General features: G+C 46.2%; 20 protein-coding genes. 14 read left to right on the top strand and 6 right to left on the bottom strand.

From position 1 onward, the window contains the following. Window positions 1-3: 3 nt before the first annotated feature. From mreD to rodA, 3 genes are read left to right on the top strand one after another with little or no spacing between them, the layout of a single operon-like run. Window positions 4-504 carry a rod shape-determining protein MreD gene (mreD, locus tag C510_RS0114270; RefSeq protein ID WP_025892920.1) on the top strand — a complete coding sequence of 167 codons (501 nt, stop codon included), beginning with the start codon at window positions 4-6 and terminating at the stop codon, window positions 502-504. Further along, window positions 504-2,354 (top strand): penicillin-binding protein 2, encoded by a 1,851-nt coding sequence (mrdA, locus tag C510_RS0114275; RefSeq protein ID WP_018711955.1) that lies wholly within the window; start codon window positions 504-506, stop codon window positions 2,352-2,354. The genes mreD and mrdA overlap by 1 nt, the downstream gene beginning before the upstream one ends. Continuing rightward, the gene (gene rodA, locus C510_RS0114280) at window positions 2,335-3,789 is read left to right on the top strand and encodes a rod shape-determining protein RodA (protein WP_018711956.1); all 1,455 of its coding nucleotides are present in this window, start codon (window positions 2,335-2,337) and stop codon (window positions 3,787-3,789) included. Before mrdA ends, rodA begins: the two co-directional genes overlap by 20 nt. A 5-nt stretch (window positions 3,790-3,794) precedes the next feature. Here rodA and C510_RS16670 read toward each other — a convergent pair whose 3' ends face one another. From C510_RS16670 to cls, 5 genes are all read right to left on the bottom strand, one after another. Further along, entirely contained in the window at window positions 3,795-4,334 is a 540-nt protein-coding gene (locus C510_RS16670) for a gliding motility lipoprotein GldH (RefSeq protein ID WP_018711957.1), read from the bottom strand. Between the two features lie 34 nt (window positions 4,335-4,368). After that, window positions 4,369-6,012: a PSP1 domain-containing protein gene (locus C510_RS0114290; RefSeq protein ID WP_018711958.1), complete on the bottom strand. Its 1,644-nt coding sequence runs from the start codon at window positions 6,010-6,012 to the stop codon at window positions 4,369-4,371. Window positions 6,013-6,034: 22 nt separating this feature from the next. Further along, entirely contained in the window at window positions 6,035-7,162 is a 1,128-nt protein-coding gene (holB, locus tag C510_RS0114295; protein WP_018711959.1) for a DNA polymerase III subunit delta', read from the bottom strand. Between the two features lie 18 nt (window positions 7,163-7,180). Then, a complete protein-coding gene (metF, locus tag C510_RS0114300) occupies window positions 7,181-8,134 on the bottom strand; it encodes a methylenetetrahydrofolate reductase [NAD(P)H] (RefSeq protein ID WP_018711960.1) in 954 nt (317 codons plus the stop codon). Between the two features lie 116 nt (window positions 8,135-8,250). After that, on the bottom strand, window positions 8,251-9,552 hold the full coding sequence (cls, locus tag C510_RS0114305) for a cardiolipin synthase (RefSeq protein ID WP_025892918.1): 1,302 nt from the start codon (window positions 9,550-9,552) through the stop codon (window positions 8,251-8,253). Between the two features lie 98 nt (window positions 9,553-9,650). Here cls and C510_RS16675 point away from each other — a divergent pair, with 98 nt between their 5' ends. The 6 genes from C510_RS16675 to C510_RS17415 all read left to right on the top strand — a co-directional run bounded on the left by C510_RS16675 (window position 9,651) and on the right by C510_RS17415 (window position 16,244). Next, window positions 9,651-10,658 (top strand): protein phosphatase 2C domain-containing protein, encoded by a 1,008-nt coding sequence (locus tag C510_RS16675; protein WP_018711962.1) that lies wholly within the window; start codon window positions 9,651-9,653, stop codon window positions 10,656-10,658. Window positions 10,659-10,749: 91 nt separating this feature from the next. Next, window positions 10,750-11,934: a MalY/PatB family protein gene (locus tag C510_RS0114315; RefSeq protein ID WP_018711963.1), complete on the top strand. Its 1,185-nt coding sequence runs from the start codon at window positions 10,750-10,752 to the stop codon at window positions 11,932-11,934. Window positions 11,935-11,990: 56 nt separating this feature from the next. Next, complete coding sequence (locus C510_RS0114320) at window positions 11,991-12,932, top strand: lipocalin family protein (protein WP_018711964.1); 942 nt, start codon at window positions 11,991-11,993, stop codon at window positions 12,930-12,932. Between the two features lie 51 nt (window positions 12,933-12,983). After that, window positions 12,984-13,874: a hypothetical protein gene (locus C510_RS0114325; RefSeq protein ID WP_018711965.1), complete on the top strand. Its 891-nt coding sequence runs from the start codon at window positions 12,984-12,986 to the stop codon at window positions 13,872-13,874. 704 nt (window positions 13,875-14,578) lie between these two features. Continuing rightward, window positions 14,579-16,060 carry a hypothetical protein gene (locus C510_RS0114335; RefSeq protein ID WP_018711967.1) on the top strand — a complete coding sequence of 494 codons (1,482 nt, stop codon included), beginning with the start codon at window positions 14,579-14,581 and terminating at the stop codon, window positions 16,058-16,060. A 7-nt stretch (window positions 16,061-16,067) separates the two neighbouring features. Continuing rightward, window positions 16,068-16,244, top strand: coding sequence for a hypothetical protein (locus tag C510_RS17415; RefSeq protein WP_018711968.1), 177 nt, complete (start codon window positions 16,068-16,070; stop codon window positions 16,242-16,244). A gap of 43 nt (window positions 16,245-16,287) precedes the next feature. Here the strand turns inward: C510_RS17415 and C510_RS16680 are convergent, their stop codons facing one another. Further along, window positions 16,288-16,548: a hypothetical protein gene (locus C510_RS16680; RefSeq protein ID WP_025892913.1), complete on the bottom strand. Its 261-nt coding sequence runs from the start codon at window positions 16,546-16,548 to the stop codon at window positions 16,288-16,290. A gap of 345 nt (window positions 16,549-16,893) precedes the next feature. Between C510_RS16680 and C510_RS0114350 the strand changes: the two genes are divergently transcribed. The 5 genes from C510_RS0114350 to C510_RS0114370 all read left to right on the top strand — a co-directional run bounded on the left by C510_RS0114350 (window position 16,894) and on the right by C510_RS0114370 (window position 20,680). After that, window positions 16,894-17,238: a helix-turn-helix domain-containing protein gene (locus tag C510_RS0114350; protein ID WP_018711970.1), complete on the top strand. Its 345-nt coding sequence runs from the start codon at window positions 16,894-16,896 to the stop codon at window positions 17,236-17,238. Next, a complete protein-coding gene (locus C510_RS0114355) occupies window positions 17,222-19,264 on the top strand; it encodes a bifunctional DNA primase/helicase (RefSeq protein WP_018711971.1) in 2,043 nt (680 codons plus the stop codon). The genes C510_RS0114350 and C510_RS0114355 overlap by 17 nt, the downstream gene beginning before the upstream one ends. A 19-nt stretch (window positions 19,265-19,283) precedes the next feature. Next, complete coding sequence (locus C510_RS0114360) at window positions 19,284-19,697, top strand: helix-turn-helix domain-containing protein (protein WP_018711972.1); 414 nt, start codon at window positions 19,284-19,286, stop codon at window positions 19,695-19,697. A gap of 274 nt (window positions 19,698-19,971) precedes the next feature. Then, window positions 19,972-20,130 (top strand): hypothetical protein, encoded by a 159-nt coding sequence (locus C510_RS17535; RefSeq protein WP_018711973.1) that lies wholly within the window; start codon window positions 19,972-19,974, stop codon window positions 20,128-20,130. A 7-nt stretch (window positions 20,131-20,137) separates the two neighbouring features. After that, window positions 20,138-20,680 carry a GNAT family N-acetyltransferase gene (locus C510_RS0114370; protein ID WP_018711974.1) on the top strand — a complete coding sequence of 181 codons (543 nt, stop codon included), beginning with the start codon at window positions 20,138-20,140 and terminating at the stop codon, window positions 20,678-20,680. The last annotated feature ends 47 nt before the right edge of the window (window positions 20,681-20,727 follow it).

The following is a 20,727-nucleotide window of genomic DNA, read 5'->3' on the forward strand; positions in this document are numbered from 1 at the left end:
GAGATTATGATTTTCTTACAACGGATCAAATGGTTTGTCATTCTGCTCCTGGTGCAGGTGCTGGTGCTGAATCATGTACATATATATCAATATGCTACTCCCTTGCTTTATATCTATTTCATCTTGAAGCTTAATTCACAGGTGAACCGTAAAGTGCTGATGGGATGGGCTTTTGCCTTGGGACTAAGTATCGATATTTTCAGTAATACACCGGGTCTGAATGCGGCTGCTGCCACTTTCCTGGCATTTGTACGACCGCCATTGCTGTTTGCACAGACCCAACGTGACCCGACCGAGAATTTTGAACCGGGAATTGCCGTCATGGGCTTTTCGTCCTTTTTCAGGTATGCCTTGGTTTGTACGTTGCTGTTTTCCATCGTCCTGAATCTGCTGGATGCCTTTTCGTTTTTCAACGTGAAGACTTTGTTGATAAAAATGAGTACAGATGCGCTGGTTACCTTGGTGTGCATTCTGTGTCTGGATGCTATGAGGAGGAAGAAATAGTGGAGCATAATTACGACCTTGAGAAACGGAAATATGTGATTGCCGGTGCGGTGGTGTGTATCGTACTGGTCTATTTGTTGCGTCTGCTTTCTTTACAAATCATGAGTGAAGACTACAAGAAGAATGCTGACAGTAACGCTTTCCTGAAGAAAATCCAGTATCCGAGTCGTGGAATCATCTATGACCGGAACGGAGAGCTGCTGGTTTATAACCAGCCTGCTTATGACATTACCATTGTCATGAAAGAAGTGACGCAGCTCGATACGATGGACTTGTGCCGGACATTGAAGATTACTCCTGACTATTTGCGCAGACGTTTGGCCGAAATCAAGGACCGTCGGCTGAATCCTGGATATTCTCCGTATACCAATCAGATTTTCCTGTCACAACTGTCCAGTGAGGATTGCGGGGTCTTTCAGGAAAAACTGTTCAAGTTCCCTGGCTTTTATATCCAACGTCGTACGGTCCGGCAGTATAACCATTCGTCGGGTGCTCATATCTTGGGCGATGTGGCCGAAGTGTCGAAATCCGATATCGAGAATGATGATTACTACATAGCCGGCGACTTTATCGGGAAGTTGGGAGTGGAGCGTTCGTACGAGAAGCAGCTCCGTGGTGAGAAGGGAGTAGAGATTCTGCTGCGTGATGCCCGTGGACGTATTCAGGGGAAATACATGAACGGTAAGTTTGATAAGGCTTCTGTTCCTGGCAAAGACTTGAAATTGAGTCTGGATATCAACCTGCAACAGTTGGGCGAACGTCTGCTGGAAGGAAAAATCGGCAGCATCGTGGCCATAGAGCCTTCTACGGGAGAGGTGCTTTGTCTGGTTTCTTCGCCTACTTATGACCCGCATCTGATGATAGGGCGTGACCGTGGTAAGAATCATCTGGCATTGGCTCGTGACCCGTGGAAACCCTTGCTGAACCGTGCTATCATGGGTGCCTACCCCCCGGGCTCTACTTTTAAGACTACTCAAGCGCTTACTTTCCTGCAGGAAGGAGTCATTACTACGAGTACCCCTTTCCCTTGTTCTCATGGATTCGTTTTCCGTGGTTTGCGTGTAGGATGTCACGCACACGGTTCTCCGTTACCGTTGATTCCTGCTATAGCTACCTCGTGTAACGGTTATTTCTGTTGGGGATTGTATTATATGATCGGATCTCGTCAGAAATACGGTACAGTACAGAAGGCGATGGATACCTGGAGGGACTATATGGTTTCCATGGGTTTCGGTTATCCGTTGGGTATCGATCTTCCGGGTGAGAAACGCGGAATGATTCCGAACTCCAAATATTATGATAAGGCTTATCGGGGTTCATGGAACGGACTGACCATCATCAGTATCGCTATCGGTCAGGGAGAAGTAACTGCTACTCCTTTGCAGATTGCCAATCTGGGAGCCACCATCGCTAACCGGGGATATTACGTAACACCGCACGTGGTAAAGGAAGTATCCGGTGAGCCTCTAGATACTGTTTATTCGCAGCGGCATTATACGATGGTAGACAAGGTCCATTACGAAGAAGTGGTACAAGGAATGCGTTCGGCCGTATTGGGAGGAACTTGCCGTATGGCCAATCTGCCGGACATTGAGGTATGCGGTAAAACAGGTACGGCGCAGAACCGTGGAAAAGACCATTCGGCCTTCATGGGATTCGCTCCGATGAATGACCCGAAAATTGCCATAGCCGTATACGTAGAGAACGGTGGATGGGGAGCTACGTATGGAGTACCTATCGGCCGGTTGATGATTGAGCAATACCTGAAAGGAAAATTGTCGCCTGAAGATGAAGAGATGGCGACGGAAATACAAAACCGTAGAATTGATTATGGGTTACAGGAAAGATAGTATTTGGAAGGCAGTCGACTGGTGGACCATCGGTCTGTATCTGATATTGCTGGTCTGTGGATGGTTCAGTGTGTGTGGAGCCAGCTATGATTATGGGGAACCTAATTTTCTGGACTTCGGGACCCGTGCCGGAAAGCAGCTGATGTGGATGGGCTGTTCCTTGTGCTTGGGATTTGTCTTGCTGATGCTGGAAGATAAATTCTACGATACGTATGCTTACCTGATTTACGGTATCTTGTTATTGTTACTGTTTGGTACCATTTTTAATCCGCACGAAATCAAGGGTTCCCGATCCTGGATTGTTCTCGGTCCAGTCAGCTTGCAGCCGGCTGAATTTGCCAAGTTCGCTACGGCTTTGGCTTTGGCCAAGTTTATGGGGGAGTATACGTTCTCGATGAAACGGAAGAAGCACATGTTGGCAGCCTTGGGGATTATTCTCTTGCCGATGGTGTTGATTGTTCTTCAGAAGGAGACCGGTTCCGCATTGGTTTATCTGTCATTCTTTTTGGTACTTTACCGGGAAGGAATGACCGGTTCCATTTTGTTCGCGGGGATTTGTGCGGTTGTGTATTTCATCGTAGGCGTGCGTTTCAGTGCAGATTTGATGCCGGATGAGACGACCCCTTGGGGAGCTTTTTCTGTATGGGGATTGATTGTATTGCTGTCTGGCTTACTGTTCTATTCTTATGCTAAGTTGCATCGTCGTTTTGCCTGTTACATCCTGGGAGTCAGTGGCGGAGTTATTCTGCTGGCGGTCTTGTTTTCATGCTATGTCATTCCTTTTAATGTCGTAATTGTGGAAATGGTACTGGCGGCAGCCATTGTACTTTACCTGCTTTATCTGTATTACAGGGAACGTTTGGCCAATTATATGTATATTTTGGTCTTTACGGTTGGTTCTGCTGTATTTTTTTATTCGATAGACTATGTATTCAATAACGTCCTGGAGGCTCATCAGAAAATCCGTATTGAGGTTTTGTTGGGGATAACAGACGACCCTGCGGGTGCCGGTTATAATGTGAATCAAAGTAAGATTGCCATTGGCTCCGGTGGATTTTGGGGTAAAGGTTTCCTGAACGGTACTCAAACAAAGTTGAAATATGTACCGGAGCAGGATACAGACTTCATCTTCTGTACAGTGGGTGAAGAGCAGGGATTTTTCGGCTCTGCGCTTGTTTTGCTGTTATTTACTGCTTTTATTTTACGTTTGATGGTATTGTCGGAGCGGCAGACTTCCCGTTTCGGCCGAGTCTATGGGTATTGTGTATTGAGTATTTTCTTTTTCCACCTGTTCATCAATATCGGTATGGTGTTGGGGGTAACTCCGGTTATCGGTATACCCTTACCGTTCTTCAGTTACGGCGGTTCGTCTCTGTGGGGATTTACAATCTTGTTGTTTGTTTTCCTGAGGATCGATGCCGGTCGTGACCGTTGATGGAATTATTCTGTTTGGGAGGATGGTTGAAACAGTCGGATTCCAATATCGTGTATGCCCTGCAACGGATTGTCTTTCATGATATGGATGATTCGGAAAGTTTTTCCGTCTTTATCATTCAGACAGAAAGGTCTGGCCGGTGCACTGAACTGGTAAAGACTACCTATGGTACCTCCTTTCAGCCATCTTCCTTGTTCATCGGCCAAATAGAAATGAAGGGTATCTCTTACCCACATCATGGAATCGGTGGGTATATCCGGTTCATTCATATCCAGTGAATCTTCCAGTTCGGAGGTTACGGCAAGTTGCTGTTGAGGCTTTCTACGTTCGAATGCCAGTTCCAACCAGATATCCCGGTAAGGATAGGCTTCCGTATGGCGTATATCTACTTCCAATTGGTAACATCCTGTTTTCAAGCTGTCTGAAAGGGTATAGGTCAGTGTATCTTGCTTGCTCCATCCGTTCTCAGAAACCGGATGATAGACGTGATAGACTGTATCCGTATGGCATGCTGCCAATCCTCCAAGCAGAAGAACTGACAGCATGTATGTACTATATTGTTTAAAGAATGACGGTAGATTAGGCATGGATTTCACCCTCCTGTTTCCGAGGTTCGGTATTTCCACCTTCAGGGGCGTTCCCGTCATTGGGTCGGCGGTTGTTTCCGTTCGGTCGGCGGTTATTCCGATTCCGGTTGTTGTTCTGTTCACCCGGTTGTCCGTTTTCGCGGGCGGTTGGGCCTTCCGGTGCCTCTGTTCTTTCACGTCGTTTGGGTTGGTTGTTCCGTTCTTCCTGCCGTCTGTTTTCATTAGGCTTGTTTTCCGGAGCTTTCATTTCCGGTGTTTCCGAAGTACCCTGTTCCTTGTTCTTGTTCGGCTTAGGCTGACGGTTCTTGTCTCTTGGCGGACGGCTTTCACGTGGCTGTCTGTCACCACGGTTCCGGTTTTCTTTCGGTACCGTATTTTCGGCCGTAACGGTTGTATCGTTGTTTTTGGCAGCTGCCGCCATCGGTTCTTGTGGAGTTACCGGACGTTTGTTTTCGGCCGGTTGTTCTCCGTTCCCTGACGGTTTGTTCGGATTCTGTCGTCCGTTGTTTTTCGGTCCGTTATTTTCGTTGCGTGTTTCGCTTTTGTTCTTTTTCTTTTTGTTCTTGGCGTTCTTGCTCTTGTCGAAGCGGGTAACACTTTCCTGTTCCAGCAGGTCTTTCGGTTTATCCGGTTCGCGGGCTGTTGTATCTTCGTTCAGTTTCAGTGGCTTTTCTCCCCGTTTGTTCATGTTCAGAACTTCGAAGGCCCGACGGGCAGGGATAGTGACCTCATTGGCCAGGAAACTCTTGTCGGTACTGTACGTAATGGTACCTCCCAGAATGTCTGCCTTGAAGTAGTAGTATGTAGCATCTTGGGTTTCCAGTACGATTTCTTTGCTTGGTAACCGCTTTTGGCATTCCACATAGGCATCCACTTCGTAGTTCAGACAGCATTTCAGTTTAGCACACTGTCCGGCTAATTTCTGTGGATTCAGTGAGATGTCCTGGAAACGGGCTGCGCTGGTAGAGACAGAAACGAAACTGGTCATCCATGTAGCACAGCAGAGTTCGCGTCCGCATGGACCGATACCACCGATACGTCCAGCTTCTTGTCTGGCTCCGATCTGTTTCATTTCGATGCGTACGCGGAAAGCTTCAGCCAATACTTTGATGAGTTGGCGGAAGTCTACTCGTTCGTCGGCGATGTAGTAGAAGATGGCTTTGTTTCCGTCGCCCTGGTATTCTACGTCACCGATTTTCATCTGAAGTTCTAAATCTTCGGCGATTTTCCGTGACTTGATCATGGTGGCATGTTCACGCGACTTGGCTTCTTCATACTTTTCCATGTCAATGGGTTTTACCTTGCGGTAGATACGTTTGATTTCCGTATCCGGTTTCATTCCGGATTTCCGCATCTGGAGCGGAACGAGTCTGCCGGTCAAGGTTACTGTTCCGATATCATGTCCGGGACTGGCTTCTACAGCGACCACATCACCTTTTTCCAGTTTCAGCCGGTTGCTGTTTTTGAAATATCCCTTGCGTGTATTTTTGAACTGTACTTCCACGATTTCCTGCTCATCGCCGTTTCCGGGGATGTCGGCCAGCCAGTCGTAGGTGTTCAGCTTGTTATTCTGACGTCCGCAGCCTTTGCAGCAAAGGCCTCCGCTTCCGTTCTTGAGGATAAATTCGTTATTCATTGTTTCGTTTGTTAGCTATATATTATTTCTTCAGCAGTAGCACAATCATGCGTAGGGCTACATCGAAGAATACCATTTTTGCATTAACGTTCTGCTCGATGTGCTGTTGGGCTTCGCTGAGCAGATCCATGATTTCCATGACGTTCTTTTCGTTGATGAACGGCGAGAAGCGGACGGCGAACTGCCGCTCTGTACTGCTCATGTAGTTCATTTCCGGACGATGGAAATTGTAGATGAAATTTTCCCGGAGCATGTGTTGGCTATAGACCAGGAAATTCTTCTGGCGTTCCCGTCCCAGTGAGGCAATCTGTTCACTCCATTGTTTCAGTGAACGGATGTCTCGTCGGTAGGCTTGCCGCATCAGGTTGACGAAACTTTCGAAACAGATGCGTTGCTCTTCACTGAGGTGGATGTTTTCGACAGCTTTCAGCAGGCTTCCTTCCGAACGGTGAGCGATTTCATCGGCATCTTCGGCGGAAAGCATGTATTTTTTACGTAGCCAGTCGGCCAGCAGTTCTTCCTCGATGGGAGAAAGGTGAATGCGCTGTGTACGGCTTACCAAGGTAGGGAGCAATGCAGCCGGTTCCTCACTTACCAACAGGAAAAGGGTAAAGGCTGGAGGCTCTTCCAGCAGCTTCAGCAGTTTGTTGGCGCATTCTATGTTCATCTTTTCAGGCAACCAGATAATCATCACCTTGTAGCCACCCTGGCTGGCTTTCAGCGAGAGTTTCCGTTGGATTTCATCGCTTTCCTTGACGTAAATCTGCGGTTGCTGGTTTTCTACGCCAATGGCTTCCATCCAGCGGTGCAGATCCATGTAAGGGTCTTTCAGTATGGTTTCACGCCATTCGTTGATGAAATCGTCGCAGACCCATTCTTTGCCGGCTTTCTTCTTGACTATCGGAAAAGCGAAATGGATGTCCGGGTGTATCAGTTTCTTGACCTTCACACAAGAGGGGCATGTACCGCATGCGTCCGTATCCGAAGGGTGGTCGCAGCATACATAGCTGGCCAGTGCCAGCGCCAAAGGCAGTTTGCCGCTTCCTGCCGGCCCGGTAATCAACAGGGCATGAGGAAGCTTTCCTTGCTGGACACTTTGCAGCAGATGCTGCTTTACAGCGCTTTGTCCGATGACATCTTTGAAGAACATGACTGCAGCGAATATGGGTTAATAGATGGCCTGGGCTACATCGTGTACAGCACGGGCAGCACCTACTGTATAGAAATGGATACTGGGTACATTGTGACTCATCAGTTCCTTACATTGCTGGATGCACCATTCCGTTCCGAGGGCACGTGCTTCCTCGTCGTTCTTGCATTTCAAGGCTTCGGAAGCCAGTTCCTGAGGCAGGTCAATCTTGAATGTCTTCGGAATGACACTCAGTTGGGAAAGCTTTCCGAACGGCTTGATTCCCGGTATAATCGGGATTGTGATACCTGCTTCGCGGGCACGGTCTACAAAGTTGAAGTAATGGCGGTTGTCGAAGAACATCTGGGTTACAGCATATTCTGCGCCAGCTTCTACTTTCTGTTTCAACCAGAAAAGGTCCTGCTCCATGTTCGGGGCCTCTTCGTGCTTTTCCGGATAACAGGCCACTCCATAGCTGAAAGTGTGTACCGGTGCCTTGATGGGAGAACCGTCCAGAAATACACCTTGATTGAATTCATGGATTTGTTTTTCCAGGTCGATGGCGTGTGTATGACCGCCCGGTTCGGGGATGAAGGAGGATTCATGTTTGGCTTTGTCGCCACGCAATACCAACAGGTCGGTGATGCCCAGAAACTGCAGGTCAAGCAGCATGTATTCAGTATCCTCTTGCGTGAATCCGCTGCAGAGCATGTGCGGAACCACGGTGATATTGTATTTGTTCTGGATAGCTGCGGCTACGGCGACAGTTCCCGGCCGGCGGCGGATACGTTTACGCTGGAAAAGTCCGTTTCCCAGTTCCTGATACACATATTCGCTGCGGTGGGTGGTGATATTGATGTATTTCGGGTCGAATTCTCTCAGCATGTCGATGTCGGCATATACTTTTTCGATGCCGGTACCTTTCAGCGGAGGGAGAATTTCGAATGAAAAGGCTGTTTTTGGGGTCGATTTGATTAAATCAATTACTCTCATTGTTTTTTGTCTACGTATTTATCCAAATTTACATATTTGGCAAAAATAAGAAAAATATCAAACTTTCCGAGAGTGTTTCCCTATAAATTTTCTTATCGTAATCTGTCGTCGGGATTTTAAATGAATGCTGTGAACAGATGGGCAAACCAACCTGCGAAGCGTTTCCAGGCTCCACGTTTGTGGTATTCTTCTTTGGTCAGGACGGTACTGTCCAGTTTGTCGTTGTTGAAAAGCTGGGTCAGTTCATCGGTTATCGGCAGGTCCATGATGAACGCGTTGATTTCATAATCGTAGCGGATGCTCCGACTGTTCATGTTCATGCTGCCCACGGTACAGAAACGGTCGTCTACCATCATGATTTTTGAATGATGGAATCCTCCGTTGTACACATAGATATGGGCTCCCTTTTTGCGTAACTGGTTGGCGATGTAGAAGCCTGCATCGGGAGTAAACGGAATATCCGATTTTGCTGGAATCATGATTTCTACCCGAACTCCCCGTTTGATGGCCCGTTTGATGGCTTTCTTGATGCTGGCTGTCGGGGTAAAATAGGGACTGATTAACTGAATCTTATGTTCGGCTGCATCGATGGCGGCAATGTAGGCTTCACGCAAGGCTTTCGGCGCTTCGTGCGGAATACGTTGTACGATGGCCACCTGATTGCCCCGGTGGTAAGGAAGGCGGGCCAGTGAATCGTGGTTTATGCTGAAAAGGCAGGAGTCTTGGACATGCTGTTTGGTCTCTTTATTCCAGGTACGCAGAAAGGCTTTCTGCAATTCTTCGGCAGCCGGTCCTTCTATCCGGATGTGCATATCCCGCCAAGGCCCGATTCCCGGTAGTCCGTTGATGTAGTAATCGGCGATGTTCATACCTCCGGTAAATCCTATCTGCCCATCAATGACAATGATTTTCTGATGGTCGCGACTGAATACATGGTTGACGTACGGGAAGCGGATAGGGTCGAATTTGACGATTTCAACACCTCGGTCGTTCAGCATCTGCAGGTGTTGTTTGCGTAACGGACGGTTGTTGGAAAGATTTCCGAATGCATCGAACATGGCACGTACCTTCACTCCTTCTTTGGCTTTTTCTGCCAATAATGTGAACATTTCTTTGGCAATGGAATCGCTGCGGAAATTGAAATATTCCAAGTGTACATGGTGTTTGGCTCTTCGTATATCTTCGAAAAGACATTTGAATTTTTCTCTGCCGCTGGTCAGAAGTTTCAGTTGATTGTGTGATGTAACAGGAATTCCCTGTTCCTCCAGGTAATGGACGAATACGGAATCCGAAGGTTCCCATGTATCGGTGGAATCTGTCTTGACCGGAACTTCTGCATACGTTTCCGCAACGTTCAGAAGTGAAAGGAATGTCAATAATAATATAGCGATGCAAGAGGTTTTCTGACTGACTTTCATATCATGAATTTATATAGGGCGACAAAATTACAGATTATTCACCGAATTACCAATTGTTGTCAGTAAATCAGTGAATTCTTCCATAAAAACAGCATTTTGTGCTTTTTGTTGAGGTGAAAGAAGTTGAAAAATGTGAATTGGTTGTTGCGGTAGGCTGTTTGGGCGTCGATTCTGTAAAGAAACTCTATTGGAAATGTCGGAAATTGTTTACCTTCGTATGTACTGACCAATCTTTTGCTGATGATATGAAGGAAGAACAGACGCGCATAGCGAATACAGGTACTTTCAGTGTTGTAGAATCATTTCTGAAAGGGAAACATTCGGAGGCGGATAATGAAGACGCTCTTTTTGTCGGTCCGGCTTTTGCGACTGTCATTGACGGGGCTACTTCCAAATCCGATTTCCGGAAGGATGGAATGACTACCGGACAATGGGCTGTACAGTGTGTGATGGAAGCACTGCAGGTATTGCCGGCAGACGCAACGTGTGCGGAGGCCGTTGCCGCAGTGACAGAACGTATCCATACTTTTTACGAGACGAACCAGTTGTTGGAACAGGTTATCTCAATTCCTGCATGCCGGTGTACGGCCAGTGCCGTTATCTACAGTGTTTGTCGGAAAGAAGTCTGGCAAGTAGGGGACTGCCGTTGCCTGACTCATTCATTTTATTCAGCGAATGAAAAGGAAGTGGACCGTGTCATGGCCGAAGCGCGGGTTGCCTGTAACGAAGCGGCATTGGCATCCGGTATGACCATCGATGAACTGGCTGCCTGCGATCCTGGCAGGGCTTTCATTCTTCCTTTTCTGAAACAGCAGGCCTGGTTGCAGAACCGGACGGATGCTCGTTATGCCTATGCAGTATTCGATGGTTTTCAGGTTCCCATGCAACAGGTAAAATGCTTTTCCGTTGCAGATGAGACAGAAATCGTCTTGGCATCCGACGGGTATCCGAAACTGTTCTTTACGTTGGATGAAACAGAGGCTTATCTTCGGCGGATGCTGGCCGGAGACCCTTTGTGCATGCATCGGAATGTAGGGACGAAGGGCGTTCGTCCAGGTAACTGTTCCTACGACGACCGGGCATATTTACGGTTGCGTATCGGATGAAATTTCTATTCGGGAAAATTCAGTCGGTTTCCCGATTAAATCATTACTTTTGTACGATTGAACGGTTCATTAAACACAACAATAGAACGATATGGAAAATTATGATTTTGATAAAGTGATAGACCGGACCGGAACAAATGCCGTAAAGCTGGAAGCACTACAGCGGTTATACGGACGGACCGACTTGCTGCCGTTGTGGGTGGCCGATATGGATTTTGAAACACCTGCTTTTATAACGGAGGCTTTGCGCAAAAGATTGGAACATTCTCTGTTTGGATATACAGAGGAACCCAAAGAATATTGGCCTGTAGTAACGGACTGGATAGCTTCACATCACGGTTGGAAGGTGGAGCAGGAGTGGATGACTTACATTCCGGGTATTGTAAAAGGTATTGGTATGGTGGTCAATTTCTTCGTAAAAGAAGATGAAAAAGTGATTATCCAACCTCCTGTGTATCATCCGTTCCGGCTGACTCCGCAAGGAAACGGCCGGCAGGTAGTATATAATCCGTTGCGCGAAGAAGCCGATGGAACTTATTCGATGGATTTTGATAACCTGGAAGCTGTGACCGATGAAAAATGCCGTGTGCTGTTGCTGTCTAACCCGCATAACCCCGGAGGCATTGTGTGGAACCGTGAAACCTTGGTACGTCTGGCAGATTTCTGCTACAAACATCATATATTGGTGGTTTCCGATGAAATCCATTGCGATATGGCCTTGTGGGGAAATAAGCATATTCCGTTTGCTTCGGTATCTGCTGAGGCGGCTGCGTGTAGCATAACTTTCGGAGCTCCTTCCAAAACATTCAATATTGCCGGTGTTGTAAGTTCATATGCCATTGTTCCGAATGAAGAAATCCGTCGTCCTTTCTATCGTTGGTTGGAAGCGAACGAACTGAATGAGCCGACTCTTTTTGCGCCGATAGCTACGTTGGCTGCTTTTTCGCAGGGGGAAGCGTGGCGACAGGAAATGTTGCATTACATCGAGGGCAATATCCGGTTGGTGATGGAGTTCTGTATGGTTCATGTTCCACAAATCAAACCTTTGTGTCCGCAGGCTTCTTTCCTGGTATGGTTAGACTGTCGGAAATTAGGGTTGAATCATGAACAGTTGGTAAATCTTTTTGTAGATCGGGCTCACTTGGCTTTGAACGATGGAGAAATGTTTGGACCAGGTGGAGAAGGGTTTATGCGGATGAATGTCGCTTCGCCACGTTCGGTTATCCGGCAGGCTTTGGAACAGCTGTCCGAAGCTGTCCGTACTCTGCAGGTATAAATCTTGTTTTTGAATCTTTATATAGGAAGTAACATAACAATTGGAAACCAAAGACTATGAAGAAATCTATTGTATATATGGCCTTGGCATCTGCTGGTTTATGGATGTCATGCAGCACAACAGAAAAAGTGACAGAAAAGGATTTGACCGGAAATTGGATAGAAGTGATGCCTGTCAATCAGCATATTGTACAGGGAGTCAGTCTGTATGAAAAAGGTGAGGCGTCTTCTATCGGGATGGCTACGCTGCAATATCAGCACTGGGGGCTGACAGGAGATTCACGGCTAGTGCTGGAAGGGAAAAGTATCGGCAACGGACAGACCATTGAATTTGCAGATACTTTGGATATTGTTTCCTTCAGTGGAGATACACTGACATTGGGAAAGGGTGATATGTATCGCATTCAGTATGTACGTCGACAGGATGATAAAGGATTGATTGGAGGCAGCGATGTTGCCATGGGGTATACTTGGTCGGAAATGCTTCAGAAGAAAATCCGTGTATTTGAAGAAGGTAGTCGTGTGCATTCCGTAGTCAACCCGCAGTCTTCCTCTGCAGGTTATCTGGTGTTTAATGCTGATTCTACCCAACTGGAGTTTTTCGATCCGGAAACGGATGTCGTACTTGACCGCAGAATGCGTCCGGATGGTACGCCGGTATGGAATGTAGAAGATGATGATACTTATCTGGTGGAAAAATCCGAATCGGAATGGCTGGTTTCCAGACGGGGGCAGTTACTGTATGCTACCAGCGGGATAGAAGACTTGGTAAAGGCTGTCTTTGTGACCGATGACGGAGAGGACATTGAGGTGGCTTTCTTTGGAAAGGCCGGTGTGGCGCAGATGAGCCGGAAAGGAATCTATAGCCTGTTGTATCAGTATCGTACAGCCTCCGGATATGGTTATAAGAATCCGGTGTTCGATCTTCGTGGGAAAGGACAGGAGGCTGTTCTGACTACGTTGGCGGATGGAAGTCATATTTCGCTGAAAGAAAAATAGACATGTTGTAATCATGAAAAGACTATGTTGGATTTTCATTAAAATGAATGGATGATGAAGTATCTGGCTTTATTTGTAGTGGCGGGCCTTTGTGCCTGCGGAGGAAACGGGAAGACAGAAACAACAGTGGAAACTGTTCAGAAGGCAGTGACTGATGTCCCTTCCCGTGAGGCGTACGAAGGATTTGAGTGGGAACGGGTGACAGGAGCCGGGTTGAGTTTCTGGGCGCAGTGTAATCCGGAAATCAGAGTGATGGCGGATGCCTCTCTTCCAGGGGCTGTTGTGGTCCGTAACGGAGATGCGGCTCCCCATAAAGTGATGCAGGTGTTTCCGCTGAAGAACCGTTCCATAGAGGATGTGATTCCTTTGCTGCGGATGCAGGATGGTTGGAACGACAGTCAGACTTGTCAGTTTAAGGAGGTGGAATCCGGACGTGAAGGTTTCAAGCGGTATTTGCTGGTACCAGCAGGCTCTTATGCAACTGAGGTGGAGAAGCAGATGAAAGAAGAGCCTGTACCTTCGACTTGTAGCGGATGGGGGGTAGGCAATAGCGGTATGCGATATTTCGAAGTACAGCTTTCCTGTCCCGACCGGGCTGTATTTGTGGAAATAGGTCAGGATGCTCCCTTATTCGATGAAAACAGCATCTGTCTGACAGGAGCTGATGTAAAATCGGATTCAACACAGGTGTTGTATGTCCAGTCGGGTGAAGTCCGTATCGGTCATGAGGTCCGGTCTTTCCGTCCGGATAATGACGGTCGGGAGTTCTGGCTGGTTGATAAGACAGGAACTTTAACAACTGTCTATGACCGGAAAACGGGTGGTCAAAAGAACGGAAAGTCGCTTCGGATGACGTTAAAACTGGAGTATAATGGAAAATGGAATGATGGTTTTGCCGCAGAATATGATGGAGTTTACTTCGTACGTGAAGTGATTGAGTAAATATTATATGGAATTCCAGATGGAATAACCGTTTTTATCTGTTATTTGTAGAATTGAGCTGAGCCGATCCGGTTTGGCTCAATTTTGAGGTAAGATAAAAAGAAAACCGCCGATAATTGAATCTTATCAGCGGTTTTCTATTAAACTTTTTGGTGATCCGCTTGGGGCTTGTCCCAAAGCAACCTATTTCTTTAATATTCAAGCTCTTTAATCCTTATAAAAATCGTACCGTAACGAATTAGTAACGATTTTGGAGAACGCCTATTGTCTGCCATCGGCAGCCGTTTGTCATCCGTTTTTGGATACCGCAAAGGTAAGAAATCACTTTTGAATTTCCAAACATTTGATTATTAAATTATTGAACTTCCTCATTCAGTACAAGGTGCGAGCCTATATATATAGGATAGGCTTGCACCTTGCACTTGAAAAATGGTTGCATCCTGCCAAACCTTGTGGTTTACATATCATCCATAGTGAACAATCTGCTCTCAATCTCATAGTTGAACAAAACCTTCTTGCGGAGAGCTTCCACCTTTTGCGCGAACAATTCCGGTTCAAGTTGGCATTTTTGCGGTTTCAATTGACTTTCATCCCAAATCACCAAAACCTCATAAACCATTAGCTTTCAATCATATTTCCGTAATTTGTTCAGTATCTCACTTTTTTGTATTATCTTTGCGCACATAGAAGCAAGTATTGATAAAATGGAACTTTATATATCTACAATCAAAGAATTTCTGCAAAAAGGAGAAATTGTCAAAACCATTATTGACAATCTGCATTTAATACATGACAACTCCGACAGCAGGGAATACGTTTTCAACAGAATAGCTAATTTCCTTGGCACATTACATGAAGATTTAACCATATTGGTAGAGACAGAATATGTAGATAAGGTATATCGAGATAGCTATTATACTCTCTACTCAACAAAATTGAGAGAATATCATCGTAACTGTGTACGTGTCTCGTTCTTCACACCAAATTTTAATGAGGATACGAAGATGAGCGCGGAGAATGTTGATATGATAAAAGAAGCGTATTTGGGCTTTCTTGTCATACGTCCATTGGCTGAATGTTGCATCGGTCGCAATGTAATATCTCCATCTGCTAAGAAAGCCATCCACCCGAATATGCGTATCTGCAAAGCTCGTATTCCATCTACTTGTATGGGTATAAAGATGCAAGCGTCAGGCTTTCCCCATTCATCCCAAGATGGCGAAATGATGAGTTGCGCAGAAACAACTGTATGGGCTATATTGGAATACTTTGGAAACAAATATTCCGACTATCGTCCTGTTTTGCCTTCGGATATTCTTACTGCTTTGAAGCCTTTTGCCTATGAACGGCAACTACCATCAGGAGGATTGTCGTTTGAACAAATTTCAATCGCCTTGAAAAATCAAGGTTTCGGCTGCAAGGTTTATGAGCATAGTAATCCTATGTTCCAAGAACTTTTCACCTGCTATATAGAAAGCGGTATACCTTTGGCTGTATGCATTGAAACTCAAGATTTTGGTCATGCTGTAGTCTGTGTGGGGCGTAACGAAATTAGCCGTGATGTTATAAACCAGACAGGCACCTGTGACATTGAGGGACACAATTATTATGTTTGGAATAAATGCGTTGAGCATTTTATCTTCAATGATGACAACTATCCTTGTTACCAACCTACAACATTCAGCAGACCCACCGCTTATTACAATTGCCCGGAATGGAACAACGGAATAATCACCCATTTCATAGTTCCCCTGCACCCCAAAGTTTATGTAGATGCAGAACTGGCCATCAAAGCTTCCGACTACCTTGCCATTAATAAACTACAAGTACCAGAAAAGTCTGTCATCAGAACCTTTTTGGCATCAAACCGTACTTATAGAGAATATATTATGAAGAATGCAGATATGACAGAAGAAGAAAAACTTATCTATTTACAAATAGATATGCCCAAATTCGTATGGGTGACTGAAATCTCAAACAAAGTTTCTTTTGAGGCAAATAAAGTTAACAGTTTGATTTTATTGGATGCAACTGGCAGTAACATCGACAATGAAGGGTATTCATCCCTACTTTTTTACCAAACTAACGGTATTGGTACATTTTTTGATAAAGAAATTAGGTGGTTTAAGAATATTCCTATATCTTTGCCATCTCACTTTGAAGCATTTAACGATAATCTAAAATAATTCAGCAATGAAAAAGTTTGTATCTTTCAATGAACTGGCAGCAAAAAAGAATGTGCAAGTCACGCCTATGGATTCTTCCGATGTTAAAGCGTTCAACCTCTTTATGAAACAAGCTGCTCGTGAAAGTGCTAAAAACAGCCAAAAGGCAAATAGCAGCGCATCGAAGGCATATCTTACACGATAAATCATACGTGAGACGTTGATTTTGTTGTTGGAACAAGGACTTTTCAACAATACTTGTATATTAAGCGGTCGGAGAAAATCATCTGACCGCTTTTCTTATATTGCATCCGCTTTCCCAAATCCATCAGGAAGCGGAACATTTCGCTGAAACTCGTGAAGTCCGGCACATAAACATCCAATGACTGACGCACTTCAGCGGTGAAGCGCATACAAAGGTCGGCTTCATTGCTCCGGCTGACAAACAGATAAACGGTTGGTGTATCTTCTTCATTTTTCCTATCTGTTATTACTTTTATATTGTTCATCCGTAAAGTTTACGGGTGTAACATTTACAGCGGTAAACTTTACTGCGATTACAAAAATAGCAATTCTATTTGAACAACAGACTATGAAAGCATTAAAAATATGATTTTTCAACTATTTCAAATTTATGGTCATGCCCGAAAATTCGACTTCTGAGTGTTTACAAATTTAGGTTATAACCATAAAAACTTAAATTCCAATACAGCTTATATGGCATACAAAATGGTTATTAGAGTTCCATTTGCTGGCGGAAAGCAAAAAAATTATGGTGTAGTACACGTATAGTATACCATGCCCCGCTTTTTATTCCCATTCTTTTGCAGCAAACTAATCAAAAAGAGTTCGCAATGGAAGTAATCACAATGGAAAGCGATGCCTATAAGAGGCTCGTTAGCAAAATCGAGCAGATTGCCGATTTTGTGGCGGAGGCAAAACTGCCTTCCGAAGAAAAGAAAGAAGCGTGGCTGGACAGCAACCAGCTTGCCGATGCGCTGGGTATCAGCACCCGGACGCTGCAACGGCTCAGGGACGATAACCTTATCAGCTACTCGATGCTTCGTGGACGGTGCATGTACAAGCTCTCGGAAGTGGAGCGTTGTCTGGAAGAACGCATGATACGCTGCAAGCCGAAAAATCTGGAAGAATTTCGCAGGAATTACCTAAACAGGACCGGCCATGATAAGAAAGGATGATATATTGAGGGTAACGGACAAGGGCATACATGTATTCCGGCACTATCTCGGCATGGATTTCAAAGTAGGCAGGAACTTCCTGAATCCTTTCTACCAAGACACGAAAGCCTCCTGCAACATTTACTATGACCGGAAAGCCGGTGTATTCAAGATGAAGGACTTTGGCAATGAGGAATATTCGGGCGACTGTTTTGAACTGGTGGGAAGGCTGAACGGGCTGGACTGCCGCAATCCGAAAGATTTCATTGAAATTATGCGGACTATCGACCGGGACTTGTGTTTGGGACTGTCAAGGAATGACGGAAGCGAAACAGTTTGCCATACCCTGCGACCAATGGGCACGAAGGAACAGCCTAAAGAACATTGCAAACGGCCTTATACCACCGTGCAGAAGCCTTTCTCCGCTTTGGAACTTGCCTTCTGGAAAAAGTCCGGCATCGGGGAAACCACGCTGAAACAATACCGGGTGTTTTCCTTGAAGAAATTCAACAGTGAAAATGCGGAAGGGAAACCTTATACCCTGACATCAACGGAACAGGAACCCATGTTCGGTTATCAAGGCAGGCAACATATGAAAATCTATCGGCCATACTCGAATATCCGTTTCCTTTATGGCGGCGATATTGGAGAAAACTATTGCTTCGGGTTGGAACAGCTTCCAGCTAAAGGCGACCTGCTGTTCATTACCGGCGGAGAGAAAGACGTGATGAGCCTTGCGGCACATGGATTGAACGCCATCTGCTTCAATTCGGAAACAGCGGCTATCCCGATGGCTGTCATCCAACGGCTCACATTCCGGTTCAAGCACATTATTCTTTTGTACGATACGGATGCTACCGGGTTGGACAGCTCAGCCAAGCGCGAAGAAGAACTGAAACAATTAGGAGTGAAAAGACTGGTGTTGCCACTTTCAGGCATAAAGGGTGAAAAGGACATCAGCGATTATTTCGCGCTGGGGAACAGCCGCGAGGATTTGGTCAAATTATTTTTGGAATATCTTGAAACATTATACAGTGAAGCCATGTCAGCATTAAAATCATGCGAGTTGGATTTCAACAACCCGCCACCTGTGGCACAGATGATAGTATCGGTGAACGGCGTGCCGCTCGGAACACAAGGGAACCTGCTCTGCATCACCGGCGGGGAAGGTACGGGGAAAAGCAACTATGTGGCAGCCCTGATTGCCGGGGCTGTAAAACCGGAAAACGCGGAAGGCATCGACACGCTGGGCATTTCCATCGAAGGGAACCCGAAAGGAAAAGCGGTGCTGTTTTACGATACCGAACAGAGCGAGGTGCAGCTATACAAGAACGTAAGTACCCTGCTGCGCCGCTGCAGGCGCGATACGATGCCGGAATGGTTCAAGGCATATTGCCTGACGGGGATGAGCCGCAAGGAGCGGCTGAAGTCCATCGTGCTCAGCATGGACAGGTTCCATTACCAGTACGGGGGCATCCATCTGGTGGTGATTGACGGCATCGCCGACCTGATACGCTGCGCCAATGACGAGGCGGAGAGCATTGCCGTCGTGGAGGAACTCTACCGGCTGGCGGGCATCTACAACACGTGCATCGTCACGGTGCTGCACTTCATCCCCAACGGGCTGAAGCTGCGGGGGCATCTGGGCAGCGAGCTGCAACGCAAGGCTGCCGCCATCCTCTCCATCGAAAAGGACAGCAATCCTGCCGTGTCGGTGGTGAAAGCCCTGAAAGTGCGTGACGGCAGCCCGCTGGATGTGCCGCTCATGCAGTTCGCATGGGACAAAGGCAAGGCGATGCACGCCTATCTGGGCGAGAAGCCGAAAGAGGAAAAGGACAGGCGCAAGGAGGAGGAACTCGTGGCGGTGGCGCGCGAACTGTTCAGTCGGAAACGCTTCATCGGCTACATGGAGCTGTCGGAAGAACTTCAGGCGGCGTTCGACGTGAAGGAACGCACGGCCAAGAGCTACATCCGCTTCATGCGGGAGAAGGAAATCATTGTGAAATCACCCGACACACCGAACAGCTACATGCTGGGCGAGGTGTAAAATCATAGGAGGAACGGCCATGTTAGTGGACAAGACAGAATTTGAGGCATGGATGGAGCGCATCATGGGCGAATTGTACCGCATATCACGCAAGCTGGACAAGGCGGAGAACCGGCAGAAACACCTGAACTACCTGAACGGGGAACGGCTGTACGACAATCAGGAGGTGTGCCAACTGCTGCGCATCAGCAAGCGCACGCTCCAACGCTACCGGAACAACGGGGCGTTGAAGTTCCATTCGATATACCACAAGACCTATTACAAGGAATCAGACCTGCACGAGTTCATCCGCAACAATTTCGATGAGAACGAAATCAAGCGTCAGGCACGGAAGGACAAATTGTCGGAAACCTATCCGATGCCCAAAGAACCGGATGAAAACGGCAGGGAGAAAGAAACAGGAGATAAAGAACTCTCAGATGATTGTGGATAATGCATCTTGGATTTGCATCGTTCAGGGATATTGCCTACCGCTGTGAAGCAGGAAGTTCCCTTTGGGTTAAACAACCGGCTTCATTCTGTCGGGAGGACAGGGTGGAGCCTTTTTCTATCGAAAGTTCCAGTTTTGTGCCGTAAAAACCGGAATTCTTATTTATTCTATGAAACTAAATAGTTGGATGAAAACCTCATAATCAAAGAAACATATCATACAATTTGATTTTCAGCAATATTATCCGTACCTTTGTGGTGAATTAAAACTAAAGATTATGGCTCGACCTATTAAAGAAACACCGGTAGTTACCGGTAAGGACGCTAAACGCTTTGCAGAGAAAATGGCTCATCTGAAGCCGGAAAGCAAGGAAGAGAAAGAGGCTGCGAAGAAGGTTTATGAGAAGTTCAAGGCCATAGCCGCATTTACATTCTGATACGAACATGGCTCTTGAAGATTATTATTTCATACCGCTGAAAGCGGACTACGAGATAAAGCCGTTTAAGTGCAAGGATGATGACTTAAACGGCTTTTTATTTGAGGATGCCCGAAAATATCTGACCGACTTGATGGCTGTCACTTATCTATGGGAGGATTTGTCCAATGCCAAAACTGTAGCCTATTTCAGCCTTCTAAATGACAAAATTACTTTTGACCCGGAACAACGCAGTATTTGGAACCGGCTGAGCCGTCGTGTGGCTAATCCTAAGCGGCGCAAAGATTATCCGGCCGTAAAGATTGGCAGACTGGCCGTATCGGAAGAATATGCCGGACAAGGCATTGGCAGAGATATTATCCGTCTTATCAAATATACTTTTACTCATGGTAACAGAACCGGTTGCCGTTTCATTACAGTGGATGCTTATCAGGATGCCGTCGGTTTTTATCAACAATGCGGCTTTGATTTCTTGTCCGCCAAAGACGAGAAAGACAAGACACGTTCTATGTACTATGACTTGAAACGCTTCTTAGATAATGAAGAATAGATAGAATTTTCTGTACAAAATAAAAAGGCTTGGCAACTATCCGGCAT

Source organism: Phocaeicola barnesiae DSM 18169 = JCM 13652, assembly GCF_000374585.1.
GTDB classification, from domain to species: Bacteria; Bacteroidota; Bacteroidia; order Bacteroidales; family Bacteroidaceae; genus Phocaeicola; species Phocaeicola barnesiae.